This window comes from Nonomuraea sp. NPDC050783, assembly GCF_040802095.1.
Classification (GTDB): domain Bacteria; phylum Actinomycetota; class Actinomycetes; order Streptosporangiales; family Streptosporangiaceae; genus Nonomuraea.
The window spans coordinates 394,323-410,499 of the sequence record NZ_JBFAHK010000005.1 but is presented as its reverse complement, the minus strand read 5'-3'; the positions used below and the strand labels follow the sequence as shown (position 1 = coordinate 410,499).

The 16,177-nt window shown below is 71.7% G+C and carries 16 protein-coding genes, 1 pseudogene and 1 riboswitch; of the genes and pseudogenes, 11 read left to right on the top strand and 6 right to left on the bottom strand.

The features are described 5' to 3' along the window. Positions 1–149: 149 nt before the first annotated feature. Positions 150–914 carry a TerC family protein gene (locus tag AB0H75_RS16500; RefSeq protein ID WP_367796768.1) on the top strand — a complete coding sequence of 255 codons (765 nt, stop codon included), beginning with the start codon at positions 150–152 and terminating at the stop codon, positions 912–914. Next, entirely contained in the window at positions 914–2,110 is a 1,197-nt protein-coding gene (locus tag AB0H75_RS16495) for a cytochrome P450 (protein WP_367796766.1), read from the top strand. Before AB0H75_RS16500 ends, AB0H75_RS16495 begins: the two co-directional genes overlap by 1 nt. 23 nt (positions 2,111–2,133) lie before the next feature. Here the strand turns inward: AB0H75_RS16495 and AB0H75_RS16490 are convergent, their stop codons facing one another. Next, on the bottom strand, positions 2,134–3,096 hold the full coding sequence (locus AB0H75_RS16490) for an SAM-dependent methyltransferase (protein WP_367796764.1): 963 nt from the start codon (positions 3,094–3,096) through the stop codon (positions 2,134–2,136). Between the two features lie 199 nt (positions 3,097–3,295). On the opposite strand from AB0H75_RS16490, the gene AB0H75_RS16485 reads away from it, so the two are divergent. The 6 genes from AB0H75_RS16485 (at position 3,296) to AB0H75_RS16460 (ending at position 9,522) form a co-directional block, all read left to right on the top strand. Then, positions 3,296–3,526: a chaplin family protein gene (locus AB0H75_RS16485; RefSeq protein WP_367796762.1), complete on the top strand. Its 231-nt coding sequence runs from the start codon at positions 3,296–3,298 to the stop codon at positions 3,524–3,526. A gap of 308 nt (positions 3,527–3,834) precedes the next feature. Then, on the top strand, positions 3,835–4,725 hold the full coding sequence (locus AB0H75_RS16480) for a Rossmann-like and DUF2520 domain-containing protein (RefSeq protein ID WP_367796760.1): 891 nt from the start codon (positions 3,835–3,837) through the stop codon (positions 4,723–4,725). Between the two features lie 33 nt (positions 4,726–4,758). Further along, positions 4,759–5,595 (top strand): pantoate--beta-alanine ligase, encoded by an 837-nt coding sequence (gene panC, locus AB0H75_RS16475; RefSeq protein ID WP_367796758.1) that lies wholly within the window; start codon positions 4,759–4,761, stop codon positions 5,593–5,595. 19 nt (positions 5,596–5,614) lie between these two features. Then, complete coding sequence (locus AB0H75_RS16470; protein ID WP_367796756.1) at positions 5,615–6,136, top strand: DUF6624 domain-containing protein; 522 nt, start codon at positions 5,615–5,617, stop codon at positions 6,134–6,136. 74 nt (positions 6,137–6,210) lie between these two features. Beyond that, a complete protein-coding gene (locus AB0H75_RS16465) occupies positions 6,211–8,736 on the top strand; it encodes an L-aspartate oxidase (protein ID WP_367796755.1) in 2,526 nt (841 codons plus the stop codon). A 3-nt stretch (positions 8,737–8,739) separates the two neighbouring features. Then, positions 8,740–9,522: a type III pantothenate kinase gene (locus AB0H75_RS16460; RefSeq protein ID WP_367796753.1), complete on the top strand. Its 783-nt coding sequence runs from the start codon at positions 8,740–8,742 to the stop codon at positions 9,520–9,522. Between the two features lie 69 nt (positions 9,523–9,591). On the opposite strand, the gene AB0H75_RS16455 is transcribed toward AB0H75_RS16460, so the two are convergent. Next, a complete protein-coding gene (locus AB0H75_RS16455; RefSeq protein ID WP_367796751.1) occupies positions 9,592–10,071 on the bottom strand; it encodes a hypothetical protein in 480 nt (159 codons plus the stop codon). A gap of 145 nt (positions 10,072–10,216) precedes the next feature. Here AB0H75_RS16455 and lysX point away from each other — a divergent pair, with 145 nt between their 5' ends. After that, positions 10,217–11,698 (top strand): bifunctional lysylphosphatidylglycerol synthetase/lysine--tRNA ligase LysX, encoded by a 1,482-nt coding sequence (gene lysX, locus AB0H75_RS16450; RefSeq protein WP_367796749.1) that lies wholly within the window; start codon positions 10,217–10,219, stop codon positions 11,696–11,698. A 13-nt stretch (positions 11,699–11,711) separates the two neighbouring features. Here lysX and AB0H75_RS16445 read toward each other — a convergent pair whose 3' ends face one another. Both AB0H75_RS16445 and AB0H75_RS16440 read right to left on the bottom strand, forming a co-directional pair. Then, positions 11,712–11,957 carry a zinc-binding dehydrogenase gene (locus AB0H75_RS16445; protein WP_367796747.1) on the bottom strand — a complete coding sequence of 82 codons (246 nt, stop codon included), beginning with the start codon at positions 11,955–11,957 and terminating at the stop codon, positions 11,712–11,714. A gap of 479 nt (positions 11,958–12,436) precedes the next feature. Beyond that, positions 12,437–12,631: pseudogene (locus AB0H75_RS16440) on the bottom strand (NADP-dependent oxidoreductase); the annotation flags it as partial. Positions 12,632–12,718: 87 nt separating this feature from the next. On the opposite strand from AB0H75_RS16440, the gene AB0H75_RS16435 reads away from it, so the two are divergent. Then, positions 12,719–13,138, top strand: coding sequence for a winged helix-turn-helix transcriptional regulator (locus AB0H75_RS16435; RefSeq protein WP_367796745.1), 420 nt, complete (start codon positions 12,719–12,721; stop codon positions 13,136–13,138). Here AB0H75_RS16435 and AB0H75_RS16430 read toward each other — a convergent pair. After that, positions 13,128–14,324: a cytochrome P450 gene (locus AB0H75_RS16430; RefSeq protein WP_367796743.1), complete on the bottom strand. Its 1,197-nt coding sequence runs from the start codon at positions 14,322–14,324 to the stop codon at positions 13,128–13,130. The genes AB0H75_RS16435 and AB0H75_RS16430 overlap by 11 nt on opposite strands. A gap of 187 nt (positions 14,325–14,511) precedes the next feature. Here AB0H75_RS16430 and AB0H75_RS16425 point away from each other — a divergent pair, with 187 nt between their 5' ends. Further along, positions 14,512–14,724 (top strand): LuxR C-terminal-related transcriptional regulator, encoded by a 213-nt coding sequence (locus AB0H75_RS16425; RefSeq protein ID WP_367796741.1) that lies wholly within the window; start codon positions 14,512–14,514, stop codon positions 14,722–14,724. Between the two features lie 80 nt (positions 14,725–14,804). Here AB0H75_RS16425 and AB0H75_RS16420 read toward each other — a convergent pair whose 3' ends face one another. After that, positions 14,805–15,851 carry an NlpC/P60 family protein gene (locus tag AB0H75_RS16420; RefSeq protein ID WP_367796739.1) on the bottom strand — a complete coding sequence of 349 codons (1,047 nt, stop codon included), beginning with the start codon at positions 15,849–15,851 and terminating at the stop codon, positions 14,805–14,807. A gap of 5 nt (positions 15,852–15,856) precedes the next feature. Then, a riboswitch (cyclic di-AMP (ydaO/yuaA leader) is annotated at positions 15,857–16,005 on the bottom strand. Positions 16,006–16,177: the final 172 nt, after the last annotated feature.

Here is a 16,177-nt window from a genome sequence, read left to right as displayed (position 1 = left end):
CACTATAACCGACGCCCCACGGCGATACGCAAGTCCGCGAACTTATCCGGAGCCCGGCTCGTTGTGTCCGAAAAGTCAGTGCCCGGACGTTCAGTGCCTGGAAGTTCAGTGCCCTGGAAGGCCGGCCAACGCGTCATGGAGGTGTTCGGATGCTGGATTGGGTGACCGATCCGCAGATCTGGATCGGTTTCTTCACCCTGGTCGCCCTGGAGATCGTGCTGGGGATCGACAACATCATCTTCATCTCCATCCTGGCCGGGAAGCTGCCTCCCGAGCAGCGCGACCGGGCCCGCGTGCTCGGCCTGGCCGCGGCCCTGGTCAGCCGGCTGCTCCTGCTGCTCGCCCTGTCGTGGGTGGTGCGGCTCACCGAGCCGCTGTTCACGGTCCTCGGCCAGGAGATCTCGGGACGGGACCTGATCCTGCTGCTCGGCGGCCTGTTCCTGCTCGGCAAGAGCGTCACGGAGATCCACCACAGCATGGAGCCCGCGCACGGCAAGGACGGCAAGCAGGCCGCCGCGGCCTCCTTCGCCTCGGTGATCGTGCAGATCATGGTGCTGGACGTGGTGTTCTCGCTGGACTCGGTGATCACTGCGGTGGGCATGGTGGACCAGCTCGGCGTGATGATCGCGGCGGTCGTGGTGGCGGTGGCGGTGATGTTGTTCGCCTCCGGGCCGATCAGCCGCTTCGTGGACGGCCATCCGACCATCAAGATGCTGGCGCTGTCGTTCCTGGTGCTGATCGGCGTGGTGCTGGTGGCCGAGGGCCTCGACCAGCACATCCCGAAGGGTTACATCTACTTCGCGATGGCGTTCTCGGTGATCGTGGAGCTGCTCAACATCCGGGTGCGCAGCCGGCACGGCAAGCAGGTCGAAGGGGCTCCTGAGCAGGAGGGGGAGGCTCCTAAGATGAAATAGTGCGCTTTGATCCTTGGAATCCGGATTTCGTAGCTCACCCGTACGGGGTCTACGACGAGCTGCGGCGCGAGGCGCCCGTTCGCTACTTCGAGCCCACCGACCAGTGGCTCGTCCCCCGCCACGCGGACGTCAACGCCCTGCTCAGGGACCGCCGCCTGGGGCGGTCCTACCTGCACGTGGCCACGCACGAGGAGTTCGGCAGGCCGCCGGAGCCGGAGTTCCAGGAGCCGTTCTGGCGGGTGATCAGGGCGGGCATGCTGGACGTCGAGCCGCCGGTGCACACCAGGCTGCGCCGGCTGGTGTCCAAGGCGTTCACGCCGCGCATGGTCGAGTCCCTGCGGCCGCGGGTGCGGGCCATCGCGGGCGGCCTCGCGGACGCGTTCGTGGAGAAGGGCGGCGGCGACCTGCTCGCCGAGGTCGCCGAGCCGCTGCCGGTCACGGTGATCGCCGAGATGCTCGGCGTGCCCGAGTCCGACCGCCACCTGCTGCGCCCCTGGTCGGCCGACATCTGCGGCATGTACGAGCTGAACCCGTCCCCCGAGGCCCAGCACACCGCCGTCCGCGCGGCCGAGGAGTTCGCCGGCTACCTCAGGTCCCTGGCCCGCGCCCGCCGCGCCGCGCCCGGCGAGGACCTGATCAGCGCCCTCGCCCGCATCCCCGAGCTGACCGAGGACGAGCTGGTCGGCACCTGCGTGCTGCTGCTCAACGCCGGGCACGAGGCCACCGTGAACGTCACCGGCAACGGCTGGTGGGCGCTGCTGCGCAACCCGGCCGAGCTGGCGCGGCTGCGCGCCGACCGCTCGCTGCTGCCCACCGCCGTGGAGGAGCTGCTGCGCTGGGACACGCCGCTGCAGATGTTCGAGCGATGGGTGCTGGAGGACATCGAGGTCCACGGCGTGCGCATCCCGCGCGGGTCGGAGGTGGCGCTGCTGTTCGGCTCGGCCAACCGGGACCCGGCCGTGTTCGAGGACCCGGACCGGCTGGACGTGGGCCGCGCCGACAACCCGCACATCTCCTTCGGCGCCGGCATCCACTTCTGCCTGGGGGCGCCGCTGGCCCGCATCGAGCTGATGGAGTCGTTCGGCGCGCTGCTGGACCGCACGGCGGCCCTGGAGCCGCGCGAGGAGCCGGAGTGGAAGCCCGGCTACGTCATCCGCGGCCTGAGCGCCCTGAACCTCACCGCCGTCCCCGCCTGACGGGGACTCCAGGGCGCCGGGGGTCAGCGGCGCTGTTCGAGCCAGCCGAAGCCGCCGAGGCCGGCCGGGTCGATGAGCTCGCCCTCCTCCGACGCCCTGGCCAGCGCCCCGAGATAGCCGCGCGGATCGGCGCCGGCCAGCTCGACGGGCGGCCGGGCGCCGGTCACCCCCAGGGAGCGCAGCACCTCCCGCTGTGTGGACAAGGTTGTGGATATCGCGCCGGCTCGCCGGCCGGCCTCCGCGCACGCGTCGAGCGCCACATGTGCTGTGATATCGCAGGTCCCGTCGGGTATGGGGGTGACGACCGCTCCGTCCCTGTAGCCGGTCAGCGTCCCCCAGAGGGGCCGGTTGTCCACAGGGTGTGCATAATCGACGGCGATCGCCCGGCCCCTGGTGAGGCGGGTGACGACGGCGGCCCACGCCTCGTCGCGCGGCCGGCCGATCTCGGCCCGCGCCCCCACCCGGGGCAGCGGCCACCACCGCTCCACCCACTCCCGGTCGGCCGGCCGCAGCGGCCCGCCGAGGCGCTCGCGGCCCGTGCGGACGTCCACCATGACCAGCCGCGGCCCCTCGGCCGTCTGCTCGGCGACGTCCAGCGGCACGTTGTCGAGCCATTCGTTGGCGACGGCGAGCCCGGTGATCGAGCCGGGCAGGCCGGAGCGCCACTCGACCTGCTCGGGCAGGCCGGCCGGCCTGGGGGACAGGTCGACGGCCGTGACCCGCAGCCGCTCGCGCAGCCCGGCCTCGGCGGCGGCCAGCACGCGGGCGACCAGCGTGCCCTCGCCGGCCCCGATGTCCACCAGGTCGAGCCGGTCGGGCCGGCCGAGGTCGGAGTCCACCTGCCGGAGCAGCTCCAGCACCGCTTCGGCGAAGACCGCCGAGGCGCTGACCGAGGTGCGGAAGTGGCCCGACGGGCGCTCCCGGAGGTAGAAGCCCTCCTCGCCGTACAGCGCCCGCTCCGTCGCGGCGCGCCAGGTCAGCCACATGACATGGACTATCTCACGACTTCCCGTTGGTACGTCCCGTCACGTTGTGACTACTCGTTGCCACCTTCTTGCGGTAACGTTTACTCACCGTCATCGGACGGCCGCGCTGCGTCAACCCTCCAAAGTGGCGACCGCGGCGGCCGTTCCCCCCACGAGCCAACGTCCGCGGCCTCGTGCCGCGCAACCGGAAGGAACTCGCATGCTGAAGAAGACCCTGGTCCTGGCGGGTGCCGCTGCCGCCCTCGCGCTCGTCGCGCCGGCCGCCCACGCCGACAACACCAGCGGCACCGGCAGCGTCCTGGGCGGCAACCAGGTCCACGCGCCGGTCGGCGTCCCGATCGTCGTCTGCGGCACCGCCGTCCCGATCGTCGGCGTCGGTGTGGCCGGCTGCAAGGGCGGCGGCTCCACCCCCACCGTGGACTACCGCTGAGCGAAGTGAGAGCCCGGACCGGTGTGATCCGGTCCGGGCTCGGACTTCCGGCCGGGCGGTCGGCGGTCGCGCCGGCCGGGCACCTCCGAGAGGTCGCACCACGCGGGCGTCGGGTCTGTCGAGACCTGGCGCCCGCTGCCGTGCGATGAGCCCCTCTCCTCATCTCTTCCGACAGGGGTGCGCGATTTGTAGTTCCCTGTCGCTTTTGTCACTAACGGGGCACGCGGCAAAGCACCGGTCACCTTTCCGCACCGGAGCGGCCGATACGCTGGTCGGCAGTGCCATCCGGTCGACAGGGGTGAGACGTCATGGAGGCAGGAGATCGTCCGGCCCGGCTGAGCGTGGGCGTGCTCGGGGCGGGCAAGGTCGGCTCGGCCCTCGGTGCCGCGCTGGCGCAGGCCGGCCACCGGGTCGTGGCCGCGAGCGGGGTGTCCGACAACTCCCAGCGGTGGGCGGCCGAGCGGCTCGGTGTGACGCCGTCCCGGCCCGACGAGGTGGTGGCGGCGGCCCAGCTCGTCCTGCTGACCGTGCCCGACGACGCGCTGCCCGACCTCGTGGGCGGCCTGGCCGCCACCGGCGCCGACCTCCAGGGCAAGCTGCTGGTGCACACCAGCGGCGCGTACGGGCTGTCGGTGCTCGACCCGGCCGCCAGGGCCGGAGCGCTGCCGCTCGCGCTGCATCCGGTGATGACGTTCACCGGCCGCGACGACGACCTCAACAAGCTCACCGGCATCTCCTACGGCGTCACCGCCCCCGACGCGCTGCGCCCGATCGCCGAGGCCCTGGTGATCGAGATGGGCGGCGAGCCGGTCTGGATCGCCGACACCGACCGCGCGCTCTACCACGCGGCCCTCGCCGGGGCGGCCAACCACATGGTCACCCTCATCGCCGAGTCCGGCGACCTGCTGCGGCGCATCGGCGTCGAGCACCCGGGCCGCATGCTGGGGCCGCTGCTCGGCGCCGCGCTCGACAACGTGCTGCGGCTGGGCATCGCCGGCCTCACCGGGCCGGTCGTGCGCGGCGACGCCGGCACCGTCCGCAAGCACGTGGACGCGCTGATCCTGGCCGCTCCCGAGGCGGCCGACGCCTACATCGCGCTGGCCCGGCTCACCGCCGACCGGGCGCTCGCCGCCGGCCTGCTCAAACCGGAGGAGGCGGAGCGGCTCCTGGACGCGCTGGGCGGCAATATATGGACCTGACCGTGCAGGCCGCCGACGCGGAGGGCGAGTGTTATGGAACTGATCGTCGCCAGGAACCGGGATGACCTCGCCAAGGCGCGTGGCGGCGGCGACGTGGCGCTGGTGCCCACCATGGGCGCGCTGCACGAGGGGCACCGCTCGCTCATCAGGCTCGCCCGCTCCCGGGCCGATCAGGTCGTGGTGAGCGTCTTCGTCAACCCGCTGCAGTTCGGGCCCCATGAGGACTTCTCCCGCTATCCGCGGACGTTCGAGGCGGACCTCGACGTGTGCCGGGCCGAGGGCGTGGACGTGGTGTTCCACCCCTCCGCCGAGGACATGTACCACCCCGGCCGCCAGGTGAGCCTGCTGTCGGGGCGGATGGGCGAGATCGTCGAGGGCGCGTCCCGTCCTGGGCACTTCGACGGGGTGCTGACGGTCGTGCTCAAGCTGCTCAACCTGGTCCAGCCCCGGGTGGCGGTCTTCGGCCAGAAGGACGCCCAGCAGCTCGCCCTGATCCGCCGCATGGTGGCCGACCTCGACGTGCCGGTCGAGATCGTCGGCGCGCCCACCGTGCGCGAGCCCGACGGCCTGGCCCTGTCCAGCCGCAACCGCTACCTGTCCGCCGACGACCGCCAGGTGGCGCTGGCGCTCTCCCGCGCCCTGCGCGCCGGGGCGGCCGAGCGCACGCCGGCGGCGGTCCGCGCGGCGGCCGGCGAGGTGCTGGCCGCCGCCGGACCCCGGCTCGACCTGGACTACCTGGTGCTGGTGGACCCGGCGACCTTCACCGAGGTGGGCGAGGAGCACGCGGGCGAGGCCGTGCTGGCCGTTGCCGCCAGGATCGGCACCACCCGGCTGATCGACAACGTCACCCTGACCTTGAATCCCGCCTGAGGCGGGCTACCGTCGGGGCATGACCGACGAGGAGTTACGGGACGAGCTGCTCCGGCGCATGAAGGTGGACCAGGCCCTGCGCGACCCGGCCAAGGGGTTCCCCGGCGACAGGCGGCTGGCCCGGCTCCAGAAGCTGGACGCGGGCAACACCGCCTGGCTGTACTCGGTGGTGGCCAACCGCGGCTGGCCGCTGGTCTCGCAGGTGGGGGAGCGGGCCGCGCGGGCGGCCTGGCTGCTGGCGCAGCACGCCACCGCGTCCGGGGCGCAGCGGCTGTTCCGCGAGCTGATGGCCGAGGCGGTGGAGCGGGAGGAGGCGTCGCCGCGCGACCTGGCGTACCTGGAGGACCGGGTCCGGGTGCGCTCCGGCCGCCCGCAGCTCTACGGGACGCAGTTCCACGACGGGGCGGCGGGCCTGGAGCCCATGCCGATCGAGGATCCCGGGCTGCTCGACGAGCGGCGCGCGGCGGTGGGCCTGGGGCCGTTCGCCGAGTACGAGGCGTTCATCAGGAGGACGGAGGCGCTCCCGCGGCGTGACCGCTGACCCCAGGGCGAGGCCATCGGGCGGCAGGCGTTATCGTCATATTGACGAAATCGTCCCGAGTCGAGGAGAGCCTCATGAGCGCACCGGCGATCCCCCTGCGGCTGACCGCCCCCGAACCCGGCTGGAGCGCCGAGGCCGACCTGGTCGTCGTGGGCTCCGGCATCGCGGGCCTGACCGTGGCCCTGCGCCACGCCGAGCTGGACCCGACCGCCAAGGTCATGGTCGTCACCAAGGACGTGCTCTCGTCCGGCTCGACCCGCTGGGCCCAGGGCGGCATCGCCGCCGTGCTGGACCCGCGCGACACGCCCGAGGAGCACCTGAACGACACCCTGGTCGCCGGGGTCGGCCTGTGCGACGTGCGGGCGGTGCGCACGCTGGTGACCGAGGGGCCGGGCGCGCTGCGCCGGCTCATGGCGAGGGGTGCCCGCTTCGACCGCACCCCGGACGGCGAGCTCCAGCTCACCAGGGAGGGCGGGCACCGGCGGCGCCGCATCGTGCACGCCGGCGGCGACGCGACGGGCGCCGAGGTGCAGCGGGCGCTCGTCGAGGCGGTCCGCGCGAGCGACATCGAGATCATCGAGCACGCGCTGGTGCTGGACCTGCTCAAGGACGCCCGGGGCCGGGCCAGGGGCGTCACCCTGCACGTCATGGGCGAGGGCGCGCGCGATGGCGTCGGCGCGGTGCTGGCCAGGGCCGTGGTGCTGGCCACCGGCGGCATGGGCCAGGTGTACGCCGCCACCACCAACCCGGCGGTCTCCACGGGCGACGGCGTCGCGCTGGCGCTGCGGGCCGGGGCGGTGGTGCGCGACCTGGAGTTCGTGCAGTTCCACCCGACCGTGTTGTGGCTCGGCGAGGGCTCGACCGGCCAGCAGCCGCTGATCTCGGAGGCGGTCAGGGGCGAGGGCGCCTTCCTCGTCGACCACGAGGGCAACCGGTTCATGGCGGACGTGCACGAGCTGGCCGACCTGGCGCCGCGCGACGTCGTGGCCAAGGCGATCACGCGTACCATGCGGGAGACCGGCCGCGACCACGTCTACCTCGACGGGCGCCACTTCGGCAGGCACACGTGGGAGACCCGCTTCCCCACGATCTACGCGGTCTGCCGCGAGCACGGCGTCGATCCGGCGGCCGAGCCCATCCCGGTGGCCCCGGCCGCCCACTACGCCAGCGGCGGCGTCCGCACGGACCTGCGCGGCCGTACCTCGATCGAGGGTCTGTACGCCTGCGGCGAGGTCGCCTGCACCGGCGTGCACGGCGCCAACCGGCTGGCCTCCAACTCGCTGCTGGAGGGCCTGGTCTTCGCCGAGCGCATCGCCGAGGACGTGCACGCCACCCGCCCGGCCCCCGGCGACCCGGTGCCGGGCCGGGGGCCGCAGGGGCTGGTGGACCCGCGGGCCAGGACCAGGATCCAGGCCCACATGAGCAGAGGGGCGGGCGTGCTGCGCAACGGGGAGTCGCTGCGCGCCACGGCCAGGGCGCTGCTCGACGCCCGCTGGACGCCGGTCGAGGTGGCCCCCTGCACCGAGTCCTGGGAGGCGGCGAACCTGCTCACCGTGGCCACCGTGCTGACCGGCGCGGCGGCGGCCCGGCTGGAGACCCGCGGCTCACACTGGCGCGAGGACCACGACACGCGCGACGACGACGAATGGCTGGGTCACCTGGACGTGACCCTGACGGAGGAGGGCCTTCGCATGACGTACACGCCGCACGGCGACACGATGCCGGCGCGCCTGGCGCAGGAGCTGTCGGCCGCCGGGCTCGACCCGGCCGAGGTGGACGCGCTCATCGCCCGCGCGCTGGAGGAGGACCTGTGGGAGGCCGGTGACGTGACCAGCCTGGCCACCATCCCCGCCGGCCAGCGCTCGACCGGCGACGTGGTGGCCCGCAGGGACGGCGTGGTGGCCGGGCTCGCGGTGGCCGAGGCGGTGTTCCTCCGGCTGGGCGCCACCGGCGTCGAGCGCCGGGCCAAGGACGGCGAGCGGGTCCGGGCGGGCGACGTGCTGCTGGCCGTGGAGGGCCCGACCAGGGCCCTGCTGACCGCCGAGCGCACCGCGCTCAACTTCCTCACGCACCTGTCCGGGGTGGCGACGCTGACCGGCCGGTGGGCCGAGGCGATCAGCGGCACCGCGGCCCGCGTACGCGACAGCCGCAAGACGCTGCCCGGCCTGCGGGCCCTGGAGAAGTACGCCGTGCGCTGCGGCGGCGGCGTCAACCACCGCATGTCGCTCTCGGACGCCGCGCTCATCAAGGACAACCACGTGGTGGCGGCCGGCGGCGTGGCCGAGGCGTTCCGCGCGGTCCGCGAGCGTTACCCCGACCTGCCGATCGAGGTGGAGGTCGACCGGCTGGACCAGCTGGAGGCGGTGCTCGCCGAGGGGGCCGAGGAGATCCTGCTGGACAACTTCACGGTGGAGGAGACGGCGCGTGCCGTACAACTCGTGAAAAAGCAGGCGAAAAACAGGGTTGCTCTTGAAGCGAGCGGGGGATTGACCTTGGAATCGGCCCGCGCGGTGGCCGAGACTGGCGTTGACTACCTGGCGGTGGGAGCGCTAACGCACTCAGCACCGGTCCTGGACATCGCACTGGATCTGCGGGGGTAATTGATGCTGCTCACGATCGACGTCGGCAACACGCACACGGTGCTCGGGCTGTTCGAGGGGGACGACGTCATCGAGCACTGGCGGCTGGCCACCGACGCCCGCCGCACCGCCGACGAGATCGCGGTCGTCCTCCAGGGGCTGCTGGCACAGTCGCCGCTGCTCAAGGGGGCCGACATCGACGGCATCGCCATCTGCTCCACGGTCCCCAGCGTGCTCAACGAGATGCGCGAGATGTGCCGCCGCTACTACGGCGACGTCACGGCGGTGATCGTGGAGCCGGGCATCCGCACCGGCGTGCCCGTCCGCATGGACAACCCCAAGGAGGTCGGCAGCGACCGCATCGTCAACGCGCTGGCCGCCATCGACCAGTACGGCGGCCCGTGCGTCATCGTGGACTTCGGCACCGCCACCTCCTTCGACGCCGTCTCGGCCAAGGGCGAGTACGTCGGGGCGGTCACCGCGCCCGGCATCGAGATCTCGGTGGACGCCCTCGCCGCGGCCGGCGCGCAGCTCCACAAGGTGGAGCTGGTCAGGCCCCGCTCGGTGATCGCCAAGAACACCGTGGAGGCCCTGCAGGCCGGCATCATCTACGGCTTCGCCGGCCAGGTGGACGGCATCGTCGAGCGCATGACGGCCGAGCTGGCCGACGACCCCGACGAGGTGACGGTCGTGGCCACCGGCGGGCACGCCGGGCTGGTCGTCGGCGAGTCGCGCTCGATCGATGTGCACGAGCCGTGGCTGACGCTCATCGGCCTGCGCCTGATCTACCACCGCAACGCGAGCTGAGCACGAGGCAGGCGGCCCCCGCTCGGATGAGGGAGCCGCCTGCGGCGTTCGGGTGCGAACCCGAGGTCACTACTCGCTCTCGGCGGTGTAGATGTACTCCCAGCGGCCGCACTTGGTCGGGTACTGGCTGTGCAGGCCGATCTGGCAGACCTGGACGCGCAGGCTGCGCACGTCGTTCTCCTCGAAGTGGAACTTCTTGTAGCCGGGGTAGCCGCAGTACTTCTTGAAGTAGACCGGCGACCAGTCGTCGTCGAAGTCCTCGGCCTGGAACTTCACGAACGCGCACTTGCCGCCCTCGTCGTAGCTGCGGTTGTCGCGGTCCCAGAGGCGGCCGTAGACGTGCACCTCGTTGGACTCGCCGTCGTGGTCCCAGTTGACGCTGACCTGACCCGAGGCCTTGGCCTGGTAGTGCTTGGAGTACACCGGGCCCCAGTGCGAGGAGTAGTCGTCATAGTCGGGCGAGGAGGCGAACGCGGCGCCGGACATCGACAGGGCCAGCGCGGTGGTGGCTGCGGCGGCGAGAGTGCCGGTCGCGATCTTCTTTAACATCTTCTCTCCTGGAGCTTCCCTGGGCCGGCTCCCTGCCGGCTCCCCCCTGAGCTCGTGAGATATTGATAAAAGAGACCTCTTGCAGAGTCCCTGCAGCGGGCCGACGAGACCTTGCAGTTCGCCGTATCCCCTACGCTTTGATGCTGTGAGCGACGAACTTCCCGAGCAGATGCGCATCCGGAGGGAGAAGCTCGACCGCCTTCGCGGCGAAGGCGTCGACCCTTACCCGGTGAATTTCCCCCGTACGGCGACCAACGCCGAGGTCAGGGCGAAATACCAGGGCCTTGAGCCCGACACCGCCACCGGCGACACCGTCTCGGTGGCCGGCCGCGTCATGCTCAGCCGCGTGGGCGGCAAGCTCTGCTTCGCCACCATCCGCGACGGCGAGTCCGACCTGCAGGTCATGATCTCGCTCGACCGGGTGGGCGAGGAGTCGCTCGCACGCTGGAAGCGCGACGTCGACCTCGGCGACCACGTCGGCGTGACCGGCGAGGTCATCACCTCGCGCCGGGGCGAGCTGTCGATCCTGGCCGACGACTGGCTGATCACCTCCAAGTGCCTGCGGCCGCTGCCGGAGAAGCACCTCGGCCTCACCGACCCCGAGGCCCGCGTGCGCCAGCGTTACGTCGATCTCATCGTCAACGACGAGGCCAGGAAGATGGCCCGCGTGCGCAGCGCCACCGTGCGCGCGGTGCGCGACTTCTGGCACGAGGAGGGCTACCTCGAGGTCGAGACGCCGATGTTGCAGCCCATCCACGGCGGCGCGGCGGCCCGGCCCTTCCGGACCCACATCAACGCCTACGACATGGAGCTCTATCTGCGCATCGCGATCGAGCTCTACCTCAAGCGGCTCGTGGTCGGCGGCATCGAGAAGGTCTTCGAGATCAACCGCAACTTCCGCAACGAGGGCGCCGACTCCACGCACAACCCCGAGTTCACCATGCTGGAGGCGTACGGCACCTACCTCGACTACCACGACATGGCCGACCTGACGCAGCGGATGTACCAGAAGGCCGTCGTGGCCGCCCTCGACACCACCGTGGTCGTCCACGACGGCGTCGAGATCGATCTCGGCCTGGCCGAGTGGCCGCGGGTCACCCTCTACGGCCTGGTCTCCGAGGCCGTCGGCGAGGAGATCACCACGGCCACGACGCTGGAGGAGCTGCGCAAGATCGCCGACCGGCGCGAGGTGCACTGGGACCCGAAGTGGGGCCCGGGCAAGCTCGTGCAGGAGCTGTTCGAGGCGCTGGTGGAGCACACGCTCGTGCAGCCGACGTTCGTCATGGACTACCCGCTGGAGACCTCCCCGCTGGCCCGCCTGCACCGCGACAACCCGCTGCTGACCGAGAAGTGGGACCTCATCGGTTTCGGCACCGAGCTGGGCACGGCCTACTCCGAGCTCAACGACCCGATCGAGCAGCGGCGCCGGCTGGTGGAGCAGTCGCTGCTGGCCGCCGGGGGCGACCCCGAGGCGATGCAGCTCGACGAGGACTTCCTGACGGCCCTGGAGTACGGCATGCCGCCCACCGGCGGCATGGGCGCCGGCATCGACCGCATGATCATGGCGTTCACCGGCAGGAACATCCGCGAGACCATCCTGTTCCCGCTGGTCAAGCCCACGCAGTGAGCCGCTCCTGCCCTCAGGGCAGGAGGACGAGCCGACCGCGCACGCCACCCGCCGCCAGGCGGGCGTGCGCGTCGGCCGCCTTCTCCAGCGGGTACGTCCCCGCCACCCTGGGCGTCAGCCGCCCGGCCTCCACCAGCCGCACGATCTCGGCGAGCTGGGCCGCGTCGGCGCGGAAGAACACGGTGGCCACGTCGATGCCCCGCAGCCCGACCGGCGCCGCCCCGGCCGTGAGCGCCACGAAGCCGCCGCCGTCGCGCACCGCGTCCAGGGCCGCCAGGCCGAGCACGGCGGCGTCCACGGCGGCGTCCGCGCCTCCGGGCACCACGGCCGCACCCGGTCGGCCAGGCCCTCGCCGCGCGCCACGAACCACTCGGCCCCCAGGCCGCGCACCAGCTCCTCGTCCGCGGTCCCCGCGACCGCCGCCACCCGCAGGCCGCGCAGCCGGGCCAGCTCCACCAGGTAGCCGCCGACCGCGCCGGCCGCCCCGGTCACCAGCAACGTCCGCCCGGGGCCGAGCCCGGTCCTGTCGAGTGCCTGCCAGGCGGTCAGCGCGTTGAGCGGGATCGTGGCGGCCGCCGCCGGGTCGAGGCCGCGCGGCGCCCGCGCCACCGCCTCGGCGTCCAGCACCACGTACTCGGCCTGCGCCTTGTAGGGCACCTCCAGGCGGGCCGCCAGGCCGATCACCTGCTCGCCCACCAGGAAGCCGGCGCCCTCGCCCACCTGGTCCACGGTCCCGGCGGCGTCGAAGCCGAGCCCGTACGACTCCAGCCGCCGCGCCACCCCGTAGTCGGCCGCGGTGCCGGCCGCGATGGCCAGGTCGAAGGGGTTCACCCCGGCGGCGGACACCTTGATCCGCACCTGGCGGGGCCCGGCCTGGGGCACCGGTGCCGTCACCAGCCGGGGAGCGCCGGAACCGCCGGTCAATGCACGCATGTACGTCGTCATGCCGGAAATCCTAGGAAAAGTTACTCTCTTTCAGTAAGAAGGCACCTGAAAGTGCGTAACCCACCTGGAGGAGCCATGACGACGAGGACGGCGGCCGAGCGGCGCGAGGAGGCCAGGCAGGCGTTCGACGCCTATTTCGCCCAGTGCCCGTCGCGCAGGCTGCTCGACCGGCTCAGCGACAAATGGGTCACGCTGGTGCTGACCGCCCTGCGGGACGGGCCGCGCCGCTACAGCGACCTGTCCCGGCGCATCGCGGGCGTGAGCCAGAAGATGCTCACCCAGACCCTGCGTGGCCTGGAGCGCGACGGCCTGGTCTCGCGCACGCTCACGCCGGCGGTGCCCGTACGGGTGGACTACGAGCTGACCCCGCTGGGCGAGAGCCTGATGCCGCTGGTGGCCGCGATCAAGAGCTGGGCGGAGCGGCACATCGAGGAGGTCGAGGCGGCCAGGGAGCGCTACGACGGCGCCAGGGCCGATGAAGGTTTCAGCGATTGAGCAGGACCGGAAACCGCGCGAGCCCGCGCAGCACCAGGTTCGGCTTGTAAGGCGGCGCCGGATCGGCCGGCTCCAGCCGGGGCGCCGCCGCGGCCAGCGCGGAGAGCGCGATCTCGCCCTCCATCCTGGCCAGCGTCGCCCCCAGGCAGAAGTGGATGCCGAGGCCGAAGGCCAGGTGGCGCCCCGGCTCGCGGGTGACGTCGAAACGGTCGGGGTCGGGGAAGACCGCGGGGTCGCGGTTGGCCGCGCCGATCAGCGCGACGACCACCGTGCCCGCCGGCACCGGCGTGCCGCCCAGCTCCGCGTCCCGCAGCGCGACCCGCCCGGTGAGCTGGACCGGCGGATCGTGCCGCAGCACCTCCTCGACCACCTGCCGCGGCCGCTCGGCGGCGTGCGGCAGCAGGCCGTGGCGGGCCAGGGCGAGCACGCCGTTCGCGATGAGGTTGACGGTCGTCTCGTGGCCGGCCACGAGCAGCAGCACGCAGGTGGCCAGCAACTCGTCCTCGGTCAGCTCCTCGACCTGGACCAGTGCGCTCAGCAGGTCATTTCCGGGCCGCCGTCGCCGCAACTCGGTAAGGCGCCGAAAATAGTCACGAAACTCACTTCCGGCCCGTCCGGTTTTCGATATCAGCTCTTCTGTAAGCATGGGGTCAAGGCCACGGGCAAGTGCCTCGCTCCACCCGCGGAAACGCTCCCGATCTTCCGGCGGCACCCCCAGCATCTCCGTGATCACCATGACCGGCAGGGGATAGGCGAAACCGGAAACCAGGTCGGCCTCCCCGGGCAGCGCGGCCAGCAGCCCGGCGGCGATCGCCTCGACGCGGGGCCGCAGCCGCTCGACCATGCGCGGCGTGAAGGCCCGGCTGACCAGGGCGCGCAGCCTGGTGTGGTCGGGAGGGTCCAGCCGGAGGAAGGACTGTACGGGCTGACCTGGCCCTTCGTGACCGGGAGGCGGCGATCCGTGCCCGAAGCGGGGGTCGCGCAGCATCGTCCCGCACAGCTCGTGATCGGTCAGGACGAGCAGCCCGGCAGGCGTGCGGACGATCGGCCCGCGCTCGCGCAGCACGTGGTAGCGCGCATAGGGATCATCCAGAAAACCGGGGTCGGAGGGATCAAAACCCAGGACGTCCACCGGGTGGGGAGAGGAGGGAGAGGCAGCCGCGGACCGCTCAACGGGATCGGTCATCACGCGTCCAGGATCCGGGCGGCATATGGCGAGTACGTCACATATGCGGGATCATGTCAATAGCGCTCGTCAAGGAGCGGATTTATCGTGCTTGACGACCTTTCGGAGATGCGTTTACCGTCTGCGAGACGAGCGGCTTTGGCCCGTTGTATGGTCCAAATTCTGCTGTTGGGGGGGAGGGCTCCCGATGGATGTGCTCACTGAAGGCGTTGAGCTGAGCCATGCGGATCTGGCTTTACTCGGCGAGCTGGCCAAGGGCGTCACGGTAGATCGCGTGGGCAGGCGTCTGGACATCAGTGGGAGGACGGTGCGCCGCCGGTTGCGCGGCATCTGTGACCGGATCGGCGTGGCCACGGCCATCGAGGCCGTGGCCTGGGCGGCACGCCGCCAGCTCATCTGAGGCTCGCGGCTCATCGACAGGGAGGGACGAAGCAGGACGGACCGGCGCTCAGGAGGCGGGCGGCCGGTTCGAGAACGGGGTCAGTCCGCGACGCGGACCGCGCCGGCGAAGGGCCGGTTCGCGAGCGAGGCGACCCGCACGACGTCACCCGTCCGCGGGGCGTGGATCATCATGCCCCCGCCGATGTAGATGCCGACGTGGTGCAGATCGCTGTAGAAGAAGACCAGGTCACCCGGGCGCAGCTCCTCCCTGGAGACGTGCCGGCCCGCGGTCCACTGGTCGCCGGTGTAGTGCGGCAGCGAGATGCCGACCCGCTGGAAGGCGGCCATGACCAGGCCGGAGCAGTCGTAGGAGCTCGGGCCCGCGGCGCCCCACACGTACGGCTTGAGCTGCTGCGTGAGCGCCCACCTGACGGCCTCGGCGGCCTTGCCGCTGCCCGGGATCGGCAGGTTGACGCGGACCGCGCGGGTGCCGGGCTGCCCGGCCTCGCCGAGCGCGCGCCGGTAGAGGCTGCTCTCCGTCCTGGCCACCAGCTTGGTGATCTTTTCGCGCTTGGCTTCGAGGTCGGCGACGATCCGGCGCAGCTCCTCGATGCGGGTCTTGGCGCCGGCCTCGGCGCGGGTGGCCGCGTCCATGGCCTTGAGGAGCTGGTTGACCTCCTCGCCCTGCTGGGCCTCCAGCGCCTGCGTGGTGGCGGCGCGGTCGAGGAACGCCTCGGGATCCTTGGCCTGGGTGAAGGCGAGGGTGCGGTTGAGCCCGCCGGTGATGTAGGCGTTCTGGGCGAGCATGACGGCCTTGGCGCGCTTGGCGGCCAGATCGGCCTGGCTGTCGGCCAGCGTCTTCTGCGCGGCCTCTGCGGCCTTCTTGGCGGTCTTGTACTTCTCCCGCTGGCCGTTGTACTGCTCCGTCAGCGTCTCGATCTCGACGTGCAGCTTCTCGACCTTGTCGGACAGCTCCTTGAGCGACGGCTTGGGATCCGCGGACGCCGGGGCTGTGGGGACGGCGACCAGGAGCGCGGCGACCACGGTGGCCATCACTCCGAGCCGGAACGGCCGCCGGAGCCGTTCCGCGGGGCGGGCACCGGTGCCCGCCGACCTCTTGTTCCCACGCGTACGCGTGCGCTTCACCAACCAGCTCCTTTCCTCGACGCCTACCGGGTTAGCTGACGGGTTCGGGCCGGAGCAGCCCTACCGAAGACTCGGATTCACCCCGTGATGGCGTGCGGCGGGCGCCATCGGCGGTTCCCCGGCTTCCCTTGCGGGAATTGGGCGTGTTCCTCACGTACGACACGCGGGGAACATCGTCGCTGGACACTAATGCACTCCCGGTTCCTGCTCAACCAGAACTGCTTGATCTGTTGAGGTTTCACAACTGAAGGGTCACAAGGTGATCTCGTGATCAAGCGTACAGAAGAGACTTTATGTCCTCTTTGCCGTTGGTTCTGCCGGACGGA